We start from the raw sequence: 16,885 nt of genomic DNA on the forward strand, positions 1-16,885 counted from the left end.
ATGCTTCAAGCTGCAACAGGATTTCGTGGCGCGATGAGCGCACCGCATCATGCCGCCGCAATGGCCGGGCGCGATGTGATGACTGCAGGCGGCACCGCGATTGAAGCCATGGTCGCGGCGGCTGCCACCATCGCTGTCGTCTATCCGCACATGAACACGGTTGGCGGCGATGGGTTTTGGTTGATCCACCGCCCCGGAACAGCGCCAATCGGAATATTCGCCGGCGGTCACGCGGCGCACCTTGCAACGCCGGATTGGTACGCACAGCAAGGGCACGAGGATGCAATCCCAACACGGGGCGGCTTGGCGGCCTTGACTGTGCCGGGCACGATTGGTGGCTGGGAAGAAGCTTTGTCTCTCGTCGCGCCGGACCGTGCACTGCCGCTGAGCCAATTGCTTGCCGCAGCCACGCACCATGCCGAACACGGGTTTGCAGTGACCGGCAACCAATTTGCTTGCACTGCGGACAAACTGGACGGCCTGAAAGATGTGCCGGGCTTTGCAGACACATATTTGCAGGATGGCGCCGTCCCGACCCGCGGGAGCCGCATGACCAATCCCGCACTGGGGCAAACCTTCCGGTCGCTGGCGGAAAATGGCCTGCGGAGTTATTACGAAGGACCGATTGCCAAGACACATTCGGCCTATCTGGAACAGCACGGAAGCCCTTTGAGGGAAAGCGATTTTGCGGCCTACAAGGCACAGCAAGTCCGGCCGCTGACTGTACAAACATCGCAAGGGCTTCTCTACAATATGACCCCGCCGACGCAGGGCATTTCATCCTTGATGATCTTGGGGATGTTTGACCGGCTTGGTGTCGCGGCGGGCGAAGGGTTCGATCACATTCACGGTTTGGTTGAGGCAACAAAGCAAGCCTTCATCCTGCGCAATTCGGAACTGGGCGATACGCAGTCCATGCGCACCGTGGCTGACCGCTGGTTAGGCACTTCGGAATTGGACCGGCTTGCAGGACACATCGACATGACCCGCGCCCTGCCTTGGCCGTATGAGCCGAAGCAAGGCGACACAATCTGGATGGGGGCCACAGATGCCGATGGTACAACCGTCAGCTTCATCCAAAGCGTCTTTTGGGAATTCGGGTCTGGCTTGACCTGTCCGGACACTGGCGTTTGTTTTCAGAACCGCGGCGCGGGTTTTTCGATTGCACCGGGACCGAACCAACTCGCACCCGGAAAGCGGCCATTCCATACGTTGAACCCGGCGCTGGCGTTACTGTCGGACGGGCGCACGATGGCCTATGGCACCATGGGCGGCGAAGGTCAGCCGCAGACACAAGCCGCAGTTTTCACCCGCTACGCCAATTTCGGGATGGGCCTGCAAGAGGCAGTTACCGCCCCGCGCTGGCTATTAGGCAAAACTTGGGGCGCAGGAACGACGTCGCTTAAACTTGAAGACCGGTTCGATCCGGCCTTGGTGAGCGCACTTGAGCAAGCGGGCCACCAGATTGACATGATCCAACCGTTTTCCGATTTGGCCGGACATGCCGGCGCCGTCGTGCGCCACAGCGCCGGATTAATCGAAGCCGCCAGCGACCCACGGGCCGACGGCGCAGCATTGGCAGACTGATCCCTATGGAACACCTCTCGACATTTGATCTTGCCGCTTTGACCGCAAGCCTCGTTATCGCGGCCGTTGCCGCTGGACTAATGGCAGGGATTCTTGGCGTTGGGGGCGGGATCGTCCTTGTGCCGGTCCTGTTCTGGATTTTGTCTTTTACCGCATTTCCGCCCGACATTGCCATGCATATGGCCGTGGCAACATCACTTGCGACAATCATTTTTACGTCGGTGTCTTCGGCACGGGCCCATGACAGGCGCGGCGCGGTTGATCGCGGCCTGCTGCGGCTATGGGGGCCGGGAATCGTTTTGGGCGCATTGACGGGCGGCCTTGTCGCAAGGTTCATTGATGCGGATGGATTGAAAGCGGTCTTTGGCGGGATAGCCCTTTTGGTAGCGGTGAATATGGCTACGCCCAAAACCCTTGTACTGTCTGCGAACCTGCCGGGATCGCGGGCAGTGAATGCTGCCATTTCTGCCGTAACTGGATTGCTGTCGGCGTTGATGGGCATTGGCGGTGGAACGCTGTCGGTTCCTATACTGGCAGCGTTTTCGGTCGAGATGCGCAAAGCCGTTGGAACGGCAGCAGCGTTCGGATTTTTGATTGCGGTGCCCGCCGTCTTCGGTTTTGTGATATCGGGCTGGAGCGTGCCGGACAGACCGCCCCTGTCGCTCGGCTATGTCAACTTGATCGGTGTCGCGGTCATCCTGCCATTTTCAGTCAGCTTCGCGCCGATCGGGGCACGTATCGCGCACGGGCTGGATACGGTCTGGATCAAGCGGATTTTCGCAGTGTTCCTGTTTTTGACATCCCTGCGAATGTTGTCGGGGCTGTTGGGTTAAGGCATGCGTGCAAGCACTTCGCGTGCGGCGCTGATCAGATGGCGCCGCAGCGTGCGGTCTGCTTCGGCAGGGTCGCGATCCAAAATCGCATTGACGATCGCGGCATGCTCCGCGTTGGATTTTTCGATCCGCTCTGCGCTGCGCAACTGTGATTTGCGGAACGGGGCCAGCTTAAGCCGCAGCTTGTTTCCAAGTTCTATCAGATCCGGATTGTGCGTGCCCTCCAAGATCATGGTGTGAAACTCGCCGTTCGCTGTCTCATAATCCGCTGTGTCGCCCTGTGCCATCATTTTGCCCATGCGGCGGTGCAGGTCTTCCAGCCCGGCACGTTCGCCAATGCTCATGCGTTCAGCAGAAAGACGCCCGCACATGGCTTCTATTTCACCCATGGCGTCAAACATCTGTTCAACCCGATCCCGCGTGATCTCGGTCACGACGACCCCGCGATAATGGATTCGTTCGGCCAGCGAGCGCGCAACAAGAGTGTGCAATGCCTCGCGCACCGGCGTGCGAGACACCCCGAAGCGGCGGGTCAGGCTTTGCTCATCCAACCGGGTTCCGGCCGTGATGTCACCCGAGATAATCTCGGCCTCCAACTCGGCGGCGATATGCGTACTGTGCACTTTGCGCGGCGCAGCGCCGTCACCAGATTGTGCAGCGTCGGTATGGCTATCGTCTTTCATTTGATGAACTTACCCGCCCACGGCTCAAACCGGAACCGTTTTCGACATGGATCGTACCAAGACGCACAGGAATTATTGCACAGCTTTGCTTGAAGCCTCGCCGGGTGCGCAGCATAACAAAGGCCCGGCTTGACGGGGTACTTGCCAAGGGAAAGCCGATGACCACCATCCTGCGCAAACACCACTTTGATCTGCCCGATGGCGTGATCTACCTTGATGGCAACTCTCTGGGGCCGCTGCCTCGCTCTGCTGCTGAGCGCGCGGCGCATACAATAACGCAGGAATGGGGCCTTGAGTTGATCAAGGCATGGAACAGTGCGGGATGGATGGACCTTCCCGCGCGTATCGGTGACAGGGTCGCCGCGCTGATCAAGGCGCAACCGGGAAGCGTGACCATGGGAGACACGCTGTCGATCAAGGTCTATCAGGCGCTCGACGCAGCGCTGAAGCTGAGACCAAATCGCAAGGTGATTTTGTCCGACAGTGGCAACTTTCCCACCGACCTATACATGGCCCAAGGTTTGATCGACACACTGGCCAAGGGCCATGTGCTGCGCACGCCGCCGCCCGACGATGTGCAAGATGCGATCAACGATGATGTTGCCGTCGTGATGCTGACGCAGGTCGATTATCGCACAGGGCGGTTGCATGATATGGCGGCCATCACCGCACGCGCCCATGCCGCTGGCGCGGTGATGATCTGGGATCTGGCCCACAGCGCCGGGGCTGTCCCGCTTGATATCGCGGGCTGCGCGCCCGAATTCGCTGTCGGGTGCACCTATAAGTTCCTGAACGGCGGTCCCGGCGCGCCAGCGTTCATCCACATCCGGCCAGATATCGCGCCCTTGGTCAACCCCGCGTTGGCAGGCTGGATGGGCCATGAGGCACCGTTTGCGATGGACCCTGACTATCGCCCTGCCCCATCAACGGAACGCATGCGCGTCGGAACGCCCCCCGTCGTACAACTGTCGATCCTCGACGCCGCGCTGGATGTTTGGGACGGCGTCACGATGGCCGATATTCGTGCGGCATCAATAGCCCTATCTGACCTTTTCATCGCAAAGGTCGAAGCAGGTTGCCCAGCCTTGCGCCTTGCCTCGCCCCGCGACGGCGCGCAGCGTGGCAGCCAAGTTTCGTTCCACTTTGCCCATGGCTATGCGGCCATTCAGGCGCTGATTGATCGGGGCGTCATCGGTGATTTCAGAGCGCCCGACATCATGCGCTTTGGTATAACCCCGCTTTATCTTGATGAAGACGACATCAGCGCGGCCGCCGATCATATCTGTGACGTGATACAGACCGAAATATGGCGCGACCCCAAGTATCAGACCCGTGCGCGCGTCACCTAATCGAAGGGAACACCGGATGTTCACTGCTTTGCCCGCCTACCCCGAAGATGCAATTCTTCGGCTTATGGCACTGTATCGTGACGATCCGCGCAAGGACAAGATTGACCTTGGCGTGGGTGTTTATCGCGACGAGGCAGGCCGCACCCCGGTTATGCGGGCGGTCAGGGCGGCCGAAAAACAGCTTTGGCAAGACCAAGACACAAAGTCTTATGTGGGCCTGTTAGGGGCGCCGGATTTTGCCAACGCCATGACATCGCTGGTGCTAGGAACACTTGGCACGGGCAGGATTGCCGCTGCGGCCACACCCGGTGGCACCGGGGCTTTGCGGATTGCGTTCGACCTGGTTGCGCTGTCGGCACCTGACGCGGCCATCTGGTTGCCCGCGCCCACTTGGCCCAATCACGAGAGCATTCTTGCGCATCTAAAGCGGCCCGTGCACCGGTATAGATATGCAGCGCAGGACGGCACGTTGGACGCCGCTGGCATGCTGGAGGACTTATCGGCTGCAAGAGCAGGCGATGTTGTTTTGCTGCATGGCTGTTGTCACAATCCAACCGGCATAGACCCCGACCGGGCGCAATGGTCCGCAGTGGCAGATTGTTTGGCTGCGGGCCGATTGCTCCCGCTGGTGGATCTGGCCTATTTGGGGTTCGGGGACGGACTTGACGCTGATGCAGCCCCGGTCAGAATGCTGGCAGAACGTTGTCCCGAGATGTTGGTCGCAGTGAGCGGATCAAAGACGTTTGGAGTGTACCGGGATCGGGCCGGCGTGCTGTTGGGCCTCGCCGAAAAATCTGAACAGGCAACGGCGCTTCGCAGCGCGCTTGCCCATCTCAATCGTCAAACATATTCCTTTCCGCCCGACCATGGCGCGCGCATTGTCACGATGGTGCTTAACGACCCGGCACTTCGCGAGGACTGGCAAGTTGAAATTGACGGAATGCGTATACGCATCAATAGTTTACGCGGCGAACTTGCAGCGGGCCTGAAACAGAAAACCCGGTCGGATCGTTTCGCAACAATAGCCACCCAGCGGGGCATGTTTTCACGGTTGGGTCTGTCGCCCAGGCAAGTGGAGGATCTACGCGCCCGGCACAGTGTGTATATTGTTGGCGACGGACGGATCAACATTGCCGGTTTGAACGCAGGCATGATACCGACTGTGTGCGAGCGTATTGCCGACGTGCTTTAAGGGGCCTGCGGTGCCCGAAGACTTGCCCCGGCGCCACGGGGCTTCCAAATGCCGGAGACAGCCATGAACATGATTCACAAAGACGCCCCGAACCTGTCCAGTTTTGACTGGTCAGACGCGCTGCGCCTTGATGATCAACTCAGCGAAGATGAACGTATGCTGCAATCTGCGGCACGCGCCTTTGCACAAGAAAAGCTGCAACCGCGTGTTACGGACGCCTACCGCGACGAAGTCACCGACCCGTCGATCTTTCGGGAAATGGGCGAGATGGGCCTGTTGGGGATGACCGTTCCCGAAGAGTTCGGTGGGCTTGGTGCGTCTTATGTCAGCTATGGCCTTGTCGCGCGCGAGGTGGAACGAGTCGACAGCGGCTATCGGTCAATGATGTCGGTGCAATCGTCACTGGTGATGTATCCGATCAACGCCTATGGCACCGAGGCGCAGAAACACCACTATCTTCCAAAGCTGGCCAGTGGCGAGTGGATCGGCTGTTTCGGGCTGACAGAGCCAGATGCCGGGTCGGACCCTGCCGGCATGAAGACCACCGCGCGCAAGACAGAGGCGGGGTATGTTCTGAACGGAACCAAAACATGGATTTCCAACAGCCCTATCGCAGATGTGTTCATCGTCTGGGCCAAGTCCGAGGCCCATGGCGGCAAGATCCGCGGCTTCGTTCTGGACAAGGGCACACCGGGACTGAGCGCGCCGAAAATCGGCGGTAAACTGAGCCTGCGCGCGTCAATCACCGGCCAGATTGCGATGCAGGATGTCGAGGTCAGCGAAGAGGCTCTGCTTCCCGGTGTAGAGGGTTTGAAAGGCCCGTTCGGCTGCCTGAACCGCGCACGGTATGGGATCAGCTGGGGGGTTCTTGGCGCCGCAGAACTATGCTGGCACGCCGCACGCAGTTATGGCCTTGATCGGGTGCAGTTTGGCAAGCCCTTGGCACAAACACAACTTTACCAAAAGAAGTTGGCGGACATGATGACCGAGATCGTGCTTGGTCAACAGGCCAGCTTGCGGGTTGGCAGATTGATGGACCAAGGCCGCGCCGCACCCGAAATGATCTCAATCGTAAAACGGAACAATTGCGGCAAAGCTCTGGAAATCGCGCGCATGGCCCGCGACATGCACGGCGGGAACGGGATTTCAGAAGAGTATCAAGTGATGCGCCACGCCCAGAACCTGGAAACGGTCAACACTTATGAAGGCACCCACGATGTGCACGCGCTGATCCTTGGCCGTGCAATTACTGGCCTTCAAGCGTTCTTCTGAGAGTTTTTGAAAACGAGCGCTTGCCCTGTGCAAAAGCGGCAACGCACGCTTTGCGCAGCTGTCAGGTTCCACGTTGACCCGATCCAACACTGAAGAGGCCACAATGCTTGATGAAGCCAAGATCCGAACGCGGCAGCTTCAGGACCGGATGAAGGATCATGACATCCGCAAAGCTGTGTTCACGGATGAAAGTTCCATCGCATATCTGGCAGGAATTTGGGGGTATTTGGGTATCGAATTTGGTCGCCCGACAATGCTTGTTCTCGACGCTACTGAAGGTCCGGTCGTTATCACACCCCTGATGGAATCCGAAATGGTCGGCGCCATGACCTGGGTTGAAGACGTTCGTGTGTGGGACGACATTGGCCCGCGCAGTTGGGGCCGTGTCCTAGAGGCAGCACTGGGCGACAAACCTGACAAGATATGGGTGGAAAGGGGCACCCTGCCCGCCATCGTCAGAAACCATCTGGACGACACATTTCCGGGCGTTCCCCTTGGCGATATCTCGCCGGTGCTGGGCGCGATGCGGATGATCAAGACGCCTTTTGAGATCGACATCATGAAGAAAGCTGGCCAAATCGCCGGGGCCATGATGGCTGCAGCCCATGACAGCCTTGTTGAAGGTGCACAGGAATATGAGTCCGCGCTCGCCGTGATTGATGCGGGATCGCGCAAGGCGGCCGGATTTCTGACGAACAAAGGCTGGGACAGGTTTGTGTCTCCGATGATCCACAATTTACAGATCCTGCAAAGCGGTGCAGACGCTTCGATGGTGCACCGCCGCGCGAGTGTGCGTGCCTATCAGACCTTCGATCCCGTCTATTTCTGCTTTTGCAATATGGCGCAATTCAAGCAGTACAAGCTTGGCTTTGACCGAATGTTCCATATTGGCGATGTGCGGGACAGCGACCGCGCTGTTCAATTGGCGGCGATTGAAGCGCAGCAAGCAGCTATTGCCGCGATCCGCCCGGGTGTGTTGGCTGAGGATGTGGCTGCCGCCGCCAATGAGGTCTATCGCACACGTGGATACGAAACTGGATATCGCACCGGTCGGTCCATCGGCGTGGCCTATCTTGAAGCGCCAGAGTTGAAACATGGCGACAAGACAGTGTTGCAAGCCGGCATGACCTTCGCAGTGGACGGAGGGATCTCGGTCGATGGCGTCACCGCTGGCCGGATTGGCGACTCTGTCGTGGTCACGCAGACCGGGGTAGAATACTTGACCGACTATCCGCGCGAAATTTTGTTAAGCAAGGCCTGACCTTGGCGAACGACCTTCACGCGGCTGTGGCTCAATGCCCTGCAGATCTTGATACGCCGCAAGATCGGTTGTGTTGGCTCGCATCCGTTTTGTCCGAACATCACGCAGAGCCGCTGGATTTAGTGGTGCTGCCAGAGTTGTTTCAATGCGGCTACAATATCGGGGATCGCGTGAACGCACGGGCCGAAACCCGTGACGGGCCTTTCGCACAGAAGATTGCGACGCTAGCCCGCATGCACAATACCGCGATTGTCTATGGGTATGCCGAACACGCTGAAGGCAAGCTGTACAATTCCGCGCTGTGTATCAACACGTTCGGCGAGTTGGCGGGCCACCATCGCAAACTGCTGCTCCCCCCCGGCTTCGAAGGGGATCACTTTGCCCCCGACGACGGGTGTAGGTTGTTCAGCCTCGGGGCGTTCACCATTGCAATCGTCATCTGCTATGATGTGGAGTTCCCCGAGACCCTTCGCCATGTCGTGCAGGCGGGGGCGGATCTGGTTGTTGTACCAACGGCTCTCGGGGCGGAATGGGGGATTGTTGCTGACTGTGTCATTCCCACCCGTGCATTCGAAAACGGAGTATTTCTGTGCTACGCCAACTATTGTCGAAATGAGGGTGATTTGGAATATTTTGGCGGAAGCTGCATCGTTGCGCCAAATGGGGCCACCTTGGCACGGGCAGGAACTGATGCCAGTTTGTTAAGGGCGCGCCTGGAACAATCAGCAGTTGCATTAGCCCGAGACCGTCTTCCTTATTTCACCGATAGGCACAAATTGCCGTGGTCTAAAAAAGGTCAATTTTAAGAAATCGCGCCGAATTTCTCTGTTAGGCTGTGCCGATTTGTACGGACACAAAGCGTTTGTTTCGAAAATTAACCAATCCTCTCTTCTGAATTCAGCCATTTATGTGGCTAAATCTAGCGCACATTAACAAAATGGTTGCCGTGTCAGAATATACGCCTAAGGTCGCGGGGCACAGGGAGAGAAAAACAATGAAAAATAAAATAGTAACGATTGCAGCAGCCGTTGGACTGCTTGCCATCGCAGGATGCACCGTTCCGGCGCCTTATGTTTCAGACTTCAATGGCGACAGTGTTGATATTACTGTTCCTCTGGGCGCTCCGGTGTCTTCCGCTTATGAAATGGCGGCGAAGACCTGTAACCGCGCGGGCAAATCGAAAGCTGAATTGGCATCATCAAAGCCATCGGGTAACTACGGCGATACGGAATATCTGTTCCTTTGCCTCGATTAAGCGAATTTTTCAGCCATAGGGGTACATAAGCCCTTGTTGCAACCGATGTAATTCGGATCGCGCATGAAATATGTAAGGCACCGGACCCCGTTGGTTCGGTGTCTTTCATTTCCAGACCACATTCTGAGCCGAGCACCATCAAGGCATAAACAAACGGGGTGCGGGGGCATCAAAAGTCATCCTGCCCGCCTTCATCCCCCAAAGCGGGCGACCTATTTCTGCGACATTTGCTGCACCCGTTCTTACCGGCAGCGCAACCAGATCGGCCGCCGCTCCCTCAACAATTGCGGCATCGTGCCCCAACAACCGAATCGGGTCATCGGTGATCATTGCAAAGCATCGGCTCAACGCGTCTTCACTGCCTAATTGCGCCACATTGGCGAAAAGGTTGACCATACGTGGAAGCGAGCAATCCCCATATGGTGTGAACGGGTTCAGTACGTTGTTTGTGGCCACTGTGCAGCACACGCCCGCCTCGTGAAACGCGTGAGCCGGTGCCACGCCGCGCGGTACAAGGTGGTCATGGTCGCGTCCCGTCATGAACAAATCGGTCGCCGGAAGCACAGTCAAAGCAATCCCTGCATCGCGCATCAACGCAACAGTTTCGGCTAACCGCGCGGGCGGCAAAGTCGACAGCTTGGTCACGTGGCCAATCGCGACACGCCCTTGCATACCATAGGCAATTGTTTGGCGCGCGACCTCGTCCAAGTGCCGCCAGTTGGGATCAAGATCAAAATCCAGATGAAAATCCAAATCCACGTCATAGGCACGGGCCATATCGAAAATGCGCGCGATATGCCCCGCCGGGTCCGTATCGGTGTAGGGGCATCCGCCCAACAGGTCCGCGCCGCCATCCAACGCCGCCCTAAGCAACTCTTCAGTACCGGGATAGTTCAGCAGCCCCTCTTGAGGGAACACACAAATCTGCAAGTCCAGCGCCCATGCGAAGTCCACTTTGAGCTGACGAACCGCTTCGAACCCTGCAAGCCCGACGCCGGGATCAATCTCGACCTGCGTACGGATCAGCGTCGTGCCCTGACCAATGGCTTTTTCAAGAACTTTGCGCCCACGGGCGTAGATGTCTTCTTGCGTGAAGTCACGTTTGGCGACTGTAACTGCTGCGATCGCCCCTGCCAAAGTTCCCGCCGGGTTACTGACCCGATCCAACAGGCACGCCTTGTCCAGATGAAGATGGCTGTCGGCAAAACCCCGGATTACGCGATTACCCCCCGCATCAAGTGTCTTCGCGCAAGTTACGAGTTCCGGCGCGATTGCTTCAATCTTTCCGTTGCTTATGCCAATATCCACAGGTGCGGCCCCATCCTGCAGCACCGCGTTTCGCACGACGAATTCAAAGCTCACTGTGCCGCCTCCCGACTTTCAGTCGACCCGCCGAGATACGCTTTGATCAAAGCGTCGTTTTGTTTCAAAGCGTCTGCCTTACCTTCTGCGACGATGCGGCCCTGTTCCAAAACATAGCCGCGATCCGCAACCGCAAGCGCCAGGGTTGCCATTTGATCCACCAGCAGGATCGTCACGCCCTCGTCGCGCAGTTCGGCCAAAATGGTGTACAGCTCTTCAACCATCGCAGGGGCAAGACCAAGCGACGGCTCGTCGAGCGCAAGCACCTGTGGCTGTGCCATCAGCCCCCGTGCGATCGCCATCATTTGCTGCTCTCCCCCCGACAACAAGCCTGCGGGACTTTTCAATCGATCCCGAAGGCGCGGAAACCGGGTCAACAACGCTTCCAACTCCGAAGCGGCAGGCCGGGACTTTCGCCGGTAGGCTCCCAGTTCAATGTTCTGCTCGACTGTGAGATCGGGAAAGACCTGCCGCCCTTCAGGAACAAGGATCAATCCTGCTTCGACAATGCGGTGAGGCGCGATGCCTTCGATATTGGTATTGTTCAGAACGATGCGTCCGCTACCCGGCGCGACCAACCCAGACAAGGTATTGAGGAAAGTTGACTTGCCCGCGCCGTTTGCGCCAAGCAACGCCACCATTTCACCGCGCTTTACGGTCAGGTCGACATCGTGCAGCACGTCCGCCGCACCGTAGCCCGCGCACAAGCCCCGCGCGACAAGCGTCACCATTTCTCCCGGAGCATGCCCCAAGGCACGGGTCGGCGCATCGGGCTCCCCCTCGCCCAGATAGGCGGCGATGACGCGGGCATCGACGCGGATTTGCTCGGGACTTCCAAAGGCAATGGGCTGCCCCGCATCCATTGCAAAAATCCCATCCGAGATGCCCATGACCATTTCCATGTCATGTTCGACCAAAACCACGGCAAGTCCTAGATCGGCGACTTCGCGCAGCAATTGCGCCAGCGCCATCTTGTCGGCATGCATCAAACCCGCCGCAGGCTCATCCAGCAGCAGAACATCCGGCCGCATAGCCAGCGCGCGTGCAATTTCCACCAAACGCCGGTCAACATGGGGCAAGTCGCTGGCCAGAGTTTCAGCATCACCGGCATAGCCGGTAAACGACAACAACCCACGGGCGAGCGCCCTTGCCTCAGATGTTGCCACAGGACGAAACGGCCTGCCAAATGCCCCCCGCGCAAAGGCCGCCATGACGTTTTGCTCGGCTGTGAGGGCCCCAAACAAGCGCGTCGCCTGATATGTCCGGGCGATACCAACGCGCGCCGCAACATGCATCGCCATACCGGTTACATCCGTCGTTCCGCATGTTATCCGGCCTGTTCCCGGCACATAAAAACCCGAGATCATGTTCAGCAATGTTGTCTTGCCCGCCCCGTTGGGCCCGATGATCGCGGTCACCTGCCCGGCTTTCGCATTGAAACTCGCCCCATCGACGGCCTTCAATCCACCAAAGGCGATGCCAAGCTCGTGCACTGACAGCCCTTTCCCGCCTTTCTGCGGTGCGAGCCAAGTCAACACATCCTCGCGGGCGGAAGGCGCGGCCCGGTTCGGCCTGCGCGGCAGGAAGGCCGCGATTGTGCCGACGATCCCGCGCGGCGCTGCCAACAGAACCGCAATCAGCAGCGCCCCGAAGAACAGCAAACGATATTCGGCGAAGCCCGACAGCAGCTCTGGCAGGAACACCGCAACAGACGCGCCGACCACTGGCCCCAGAACGGTCCCGCTGCCGCCAAGAATGACTGCAAACAAGAACAAGATGGATTGCGACAAGATGAAATTGCTCGGGGCGATGAACATCATCAGCGGTGCGAACAGACCGCCTGCCAACCCGGCAGCGCCGGCGGCGATCGCAAACGCAGCCAGTTTAGTCCCAAAGGGATTGTACCCCAATGACGCCGCAGCGACATCACTGTCACGCAGCGCGGCCATGGCAGTACCCCATCCGCTCGATGCGAAGCGCCTGTAGGCAAGCAACATCGCACCGGCCAAGACAATTGCAAAAATGATCAGGCCTTTTTCGCCCAAAGGAAAGCCAAACAAACCTGGGGCCGGAAACCCCATCAACCCATTTTGCCCTCCGGTCAGGCCGCGCCATTCAATGGCAAGGTGTTCGACGATAAAAGCGAACGCGATGGTGACCATCGCCAGAAACGGTCCCGCCATACGCACAGCAGGGATCGCCAACAGACAGCCAACCGCGCCAGCAACAAGCGCCGCCAGTGGAAGTGCCAGCGTAAACCCAAGCCCGGCCTGTAACCCGATTGCGCTGGCATAGGCCCCGATGGCAAAAAACCCAACCTGGCCCAACGACACCAGCCCGGTCAGCCCAAACAAGACGTTCAAACCGACACACAGAATTGTCCAGATTGCGACCATGCCCAGCACGAACTGCGTGTATCCATCAGTGAGACCCAAAAGCAGCACCGCACAAAGCGTCAGGGCGACAATTACCGCATCAAGCAAAAGAGCAGAGGCTGGAACACGCATTGCTCAGACCTTCCGCAATGCAGCGGTGCCAAAAAGACCGCTTGGCTTTATGGCCAGCACTGCAATCAACAGCGCGAAAACAACGATGTAAGTATATGAAGACCCAAGATATGTGGTCACAAATGCCTCTACCAAACCATACAGGAAGCCTGCCAGCATCACCCCCCAAGCAGATGTCATTCCCCCCAAGATGGCCACGGCAAACGCCTTGATGCCAAACAGGGTGCCCATGTCAGAATGCACTGAAAACAGCGGCGCAATAAGAAGGCCAGCCGCCCCGGCCAGCATTGCGGACAACGCGAAAGACCCGGAAATCATGAGCCCGGTATTGATCCCCATAAGCCGTGCCGCCTGCGGGTTTTGCACGACAGCAAGCAAGGCCCGGCCCTGACGGGTGCGGCGGAACAGAAGCTGCAAGGCCAAGGCCGCGCCAATAGCAACAACCGGGATCAGCAGTTGCTGAGGGTACACGCCGGTTCCAAGTATCTGCCAGCTTGTTTCAACCAACGGCGACGACAGGCTTCGGGGCTCGTTCCCGAAAGTGAACAGAACCGCGTTATCCAGCAGGATCCCTCCGGCGACTGTGGCCATGAGCCAAGCATCGGACCCGCGATTGGCGAACGGGCGCACCAGCAACGCTTCGACCACAACGCCCATCAGACCGCATCCGATCAAAGCCAGTGGATAAGCAACAATGACCGGCAGCCCGGCGCGGACGGTCAGCACATATCCCAGCACCGCGCCCAACATGACCATAGACCCTTGCGCAAAATTCACGCGCCCGCAGACCGAGTATGTGATCTGAAAGCCCAAGGCGACAAGGCCGTACATGGCACCAAGGCCAAGCCCGCTGACAAGCGCGGCAATCAAAAGGGTCATGGCTACTCCGACCAATGATGTGAGGGATCTAAAAATGCGCCCCAGCCTGAGCCGGGACGCAGTTGGGGACACAAGTCACTTGGCCAGCGGAATAATCTCGCCTTCGACGAAGTGAGTGAACACATAGTCATCGGGCCCAAGCGCATCCTGATTGTCAGGAGTGAACGGGGTGTCATACGTCTTGATCACGCCCTCTACGCCGCTCAGACCATACATGGCCTCACGAATTGCCGGGCCATCCGTGCTGCCCGCAGCTTCAATCGCAGCCGCCAACAAAAGCGTCGAGTCATACGCATTGGCGATGCCGGTGGCCGGGGTCACGTCGGCAAGGGTTTCGATCTCGGGGAACGACTCTTGCAGCTTCATGAACAGCGGATGCGCCGGGTCTGTAAAAATGAAGGTCTGGATGAAGTGTACCTTTTCCCCGCTTGGACCAGCCAACTCCGTAAAGCGGCCACCGGCTGGCCCCCAATGGGACGCGATCGGAACATCCCAGCCCATTCGGTCAAGGGATTTGACCACCTGCGCAGAGGGCGCAACATTCGCCACAAGAAACAAACCGTCGGCCCCGTTCTCTTTCAAGCGTGTCAGTTGCGGCACCACATCGACATCGTTGCTTTCGAACTTTTCGATCCCGGCATGTTCCATCCCCCGCGCCTCCAGCGCTTTGGTCAGTCCCTTCTCATTGGACTCGCCCCAAGGGTTGTTGATCAGAATCATACCCGGTTTGGATACACCGCGTTCAGCCACAAGATACTCGGCTATGGCTTCGTCAACGATTTCATCGACGGCAGACACACGGAATACGTAATTCTCTTCTGCCCCGTTCTGCGTGATCGGCGTGCCGGCCGCCCAAGGCCCGAGGAAAGGCATCTTCGCGCCATTCACGAATGGCACAATCGCGAGCGAGACGGGCGTATCAAGCCCCCCAATCAGCGCGGCCACCTTCTCGCGCTGTACAAGCTCGCGCGCAGCCACAAGCCCCTTGCCCGGGTTGCTTTCATCATCGCGGCTCACCAGTTCGAGCGGTCGCCCCAAAACGCCGCCTTCGCCGTTGATCTTGTCAAGTGCCATCGTAATTCCGCGCGTGATAGACTCGCCTGATTTCGCGGACTGCCCACTCAGTGCGGCAACCAGCCCGATTTTGATGGGGTCATCCTGCGCCTGCGCAGGCAATCCCGCAGAAAGCAAAACAGAGGTCACGGCCGCTAGTACGGCGCGTCGTGTGAAAGGAAGGCGTGCGGTCATGGAGGTCTCCTTTGGAGCGGTCATGGGTCAAGTCTTGTCCCATGCCGTGAGCCAAATGCCCGCAAGTCAAACATTCACCCACGCAAACTGCCTGCCAAGACGCCAAATTCATCCGCTTTGACGACCAACGCGCAAATTGCATGCAATTTTTGTATAATATTATCGTATGCAGTATGTGCCCGCCGCCTGCGGCTACCCAAGACACGAATCGCACAAGACAAGGATTGCCCCATGACCGACACTGCTGCCACTCGCCCTGAAATCGATCTGGATGCCCTGCCCCAAGAAGCCCGGATCGTGCATGACTTTCTCGAAGCATCCATGGTGCCCGATCCGGTCCGCGCGGCGACGTTCATGGCGGACAAGGTTTTGATCACTTTTACCGGCGGCAAAGTCTTTGATCACCCCTCGGGCCCTGCCGCTGTGAACGCGGCGCGGTATGCATGGGTAAAAAAAGACATGCGCCAATTCGATGTGGCACAAGGGGCAGAGGGGATCGTGGTCTATTCCACCGGCTATCTCTATGGCGAATGGCCAGATGGCACACCATTTGACGGTAACCGCTATGTGGACCGTTTCGTGGTGACGGACGGCAAGATCGTGAAAATGGATGTCTGGAACGACAGCGCAGAGCGTATTTTGACTCGCAAGGGCATCATCGCCTAGCGTTTGCGAACCTGCGAGGCATACGGCTCCAGCGCGTCGAGATGCGAAAAACCGCCCGGATCGCTGCTTTTGAACAAGGCACGTTCTGATACAGCGGCCAAATGCGACCGGGCAACTGTCTTTGCAGCCTCGGTATCGCCAGCCAAAAGCGCCGCGAGGATCTCGCGATGTTCTTGTATTCCACAATGGGTCGAATGCGGACGCGAAAACAAAGACAGCGTCAGCCCGCAGCGATAGCCGATCTCTCTGACATACCGGATCAGAACAGGGCTGCCAGTCAGCTCGGCAAGCAAGATATGAAATTCGGTCGCCAGACGAATAGAAATCGGCTCTGCCCCATCGCTGGCCGCCGCCTCAAGCTCGATATGCGCCTCGATAGCGGCTTTTTGCGCGTCGCTCAGGGCCCCCGTAAGCCGAGCAATCACCACATCTTCGATCTGGGCACGCAATTCGAACAAATCCCGCGCTTCTTCCAGACTGGGTGATGCCACGGCCGCCCCCCGGTTACGGCGCAACTCAACCAACCCTTCGGCGGCAAGCCGTTCCAAAGCTTGTCGGATCAATGTGCGGCTTGCACCAAACCGTTCTCCCAAAGAGTCTTCGGGAAGCTTCATCCCCGGAAGCAAGGCTCGTTCCAGAATGGCAGATCGCATTGCAGCGCAGATCATTTCGGACCGGTTTTCTGCAGGTGTTCGGTTCGGCATCAATGACGTCTCGTTGTCCGATCCCGGCGCAAGATCGGCTAAGTCACACAGTGCCACCACATTCGTGTGGCCACAACAGGGGCTGAC

Annotated in this window: 15 protein-coding genes; 9 read left to right on the forward strand and 6 right to left on the reverse strand. The window is 58.3% G+C overall.

Annotated features, from left to right (window positions below; genetic code table 11):
- Window positions 1–33 precede the first annotated feature (33 nt).
- Complete coding sequence (locus E2L05_RS12400) at window positions 34–1,587, forward strand: gamma-glutamyltransferase family protein (protein ID WP_279512637.1); 1,554 nt, start codon at window positions 34–36, stop codon at window positions 1,585–1,587.
- Window positions 1,588–1,592: 5 nt separating this feature from the next.
- Window positions 1,593–2,420, forward strand: coding sequence for a sulfite exporter TauE/SafE family protein (locus tag E2L05_RS12405; protein WP_133343227.1), 828 nt, complete (start codon window positions 1,593–1,595; stop codon window positions 2,418–2,420).
- Here E2L05_RS12405 and E2L05_RS12410 read toward each other — a convergent pair.
- On the reverse strand, window positions 2,417–3,103 hold the full coding sequence (locus E2L05_RS12410) for a GntR family transcriptional regulator (RefSeq protein ID WP_133343228.1): 687 nt from the start codon (window positions 3,101–3,103) through the stop codon (window positions 2,417–2,419). The genes E2L05_RS12405 and E2L05_RS12410 overlap by 4 nt on opposite strands.
- Before the next feature lie 158 nt (window positions 3,104–3,261).
- Here E2L05_RS12410 and kynU point away from each other — a divergent pair, with 158 nt between their 5' ends.
- From kynU to E2L05_RS12440, 6 genes are all read left to right on the forward strand, one after another.
- Complete coding sequence (kynU, locus tag E2L05_RS12415; protein WP_133343229.1) at window positions 3,262–4,452, forward strand: kynureninase; 1,191 nt, start codon at window positions 3,262–3,264, stop codon at window positions 4,450–4,452.
- Between the two features lie 16 nt (window positions 4,453–4,468).
- Complete coding sequence (locus E2L05_RS12420; protein ID WP_133343230.1) at window positions 4,469–5,644, forward strand: amino acid aminotransferase; 1,176 nt, start codon at window positions 4,469–4,471, stop codon at window positions 5,642–5,644.
- A 63-nt stretch (window positions 5,645–5,707) separates the two neighbouring features.
- Window positions 5,708–6,916 carry an acyl-CoA dehydrogenase gene (locus tag E2L05_RS12425; protein WP_133343231.1) on the forward strand — a complete coding sequence of 403 codons (1,209 nt, stop codon included), beginning with the start codon at window positions 5,708–5,710 and terminating at the stop codon, window positions 6,914–6,916.
- Window positions 6,917–7,019: 103 nt separating this feature from the next.
- The gene (locus E2L05_RS12430; RefSeq protein WP_133343232.1) at window positions 7,020–8,177 is read left to right on the forward strand and encodes a M24 family metallopeptidase; all 1,158 of its coding nucleotides are present in this window, start codon (window positions 7,020–7,022) and stop codon (window positions 8,175–8,177) included.
- 2 nt (window positions 8,178–8,179) lie between these two features.
- A complete protein-coding gene (locus E2L05_RS12435; protein ID WP_133343233.1) occupies window positions 8,180–8,983 on the forward strand; it encodes a carbon-nitrogen hydrolase family protein in 804 nt (267 codons plus the stop codon).
- A gap of 188 nt (window positions 8,984–9,171) precedes the next feature.
- Window positions 9,172–9,432 (forward strand): hypothetical protein, encoded by a 261-nt coding sequence (locus E2L05_RS12440; RefSeq protein WP_133343234.1) that lies wholly within the window; start codon window positions 9,172–9,174, stop codon window positions 9,430–9,432.
- A 138-nt stretch (window positions 9,433–9,570) separates the two neighbouring features.
- On the opposite strand, the gene E2L05_RS12445 is transcribed toward E2L05_RS12440, so the two are convergent.
- The 4 genes from E2L05_RS12445 to E2L05_RS12460 form a co-directional block, all read right to left on the reverse strand.
- Window positions 9,571–10,794 carry an amidohydrolase family protein gene (locus E2L05_RS12445; protein ID WP_133343235.1) on the reverse strand — a complete coding sequence of 408 codons (1,224 nt, stop codon included), beginning with the start codon at window positions 10,792–10,794 and terminating at the stop codon, window positions 9,571–9,573.
- Window positions 10,791–13,301, reverse strand: a complete 2,511-nt coding sequence (locus tag E2L05_RS12450; protein WP_133343236.1) for a branched-chain amino acid ABC transporter ATP-binding protein/permease — start codon at window positions 13,299–13,301, stop codon at window positions 10,791–10,793. The genes E2L05_RS12445 and E2L05_RS12450 overlap by 4 nt, the downstream gene beginning before the upstream one ends.
- Window positions 13,302–13,304: 3 nt before the next feature.
- Window positions 13,305–14,180, reverse strand: coding sequence for a branched-chain amino acid ABC transporter permease (locus E2L05_RS12455; RefSeq protein WP_133343237.1), 876 nt, complete (start codon window positions 14,178–14,180; stop codon window positions 13,305–13,307).
- 75 nt (window positions 14,181–14,255) lie between these two features.
- Window positions 14,256–15,428, reverse strand: coding sequence for an ABC transporter substrate-binding protein (locus E2L05_RS12460; protein WP_133343238.1), 1,173 nt, complete (start codon window positions 15,426–15,428; stop codon window positions 14,256–14,258).
- 231 nt (window positions 15,429–15,659) lie between these two features.
- Between E2L05_RS12460 and E2L05_RS12465 the strand changes: the two genes are divergently transcribed.
- Window positions 15,660–16,094: a nuclear transport factor 2 family protein gene (locus E2L05_RS12465; protein ID WP_133343239.1), complete on the forward strand. Its 435-nt coding sequence runs from the start codon at window positions 15,660–15,662 to the stop codon at window positions 16,092–16,094.
- Here the strand turns inward: E2L05_RS12465 and E2L05_RS12470 are convergent.
- Complete coding sequence (locus E2L05_RS12470; RefSeq protein ID WP_133343240.1) at window positions 16,091–16,798, reverse strand: GntR family transcriptional regulator; 708 nt, start codon at window positions 16,796–16,798, stop codon at window positions 16,091–16,093. The genes E2L05_RS12465 and E2L05_RS12470 overlap by 4 nt on opposite strands.
- Between the last annotated feature and the right edge of the window lie 87 nt (window positions 16,799–16,885).

It is taken from the genome of Meridianimarinicoccus aquatilis, from assembly GCF_004358675.1.
Lineage (GTDB): Bacteria > Pseudomonadota > Alphaproteobacteria > Rhodobacterales > Rhodobacteraceae > Meridianimarinicoccus > Meridianimarinicoccus aquatilis.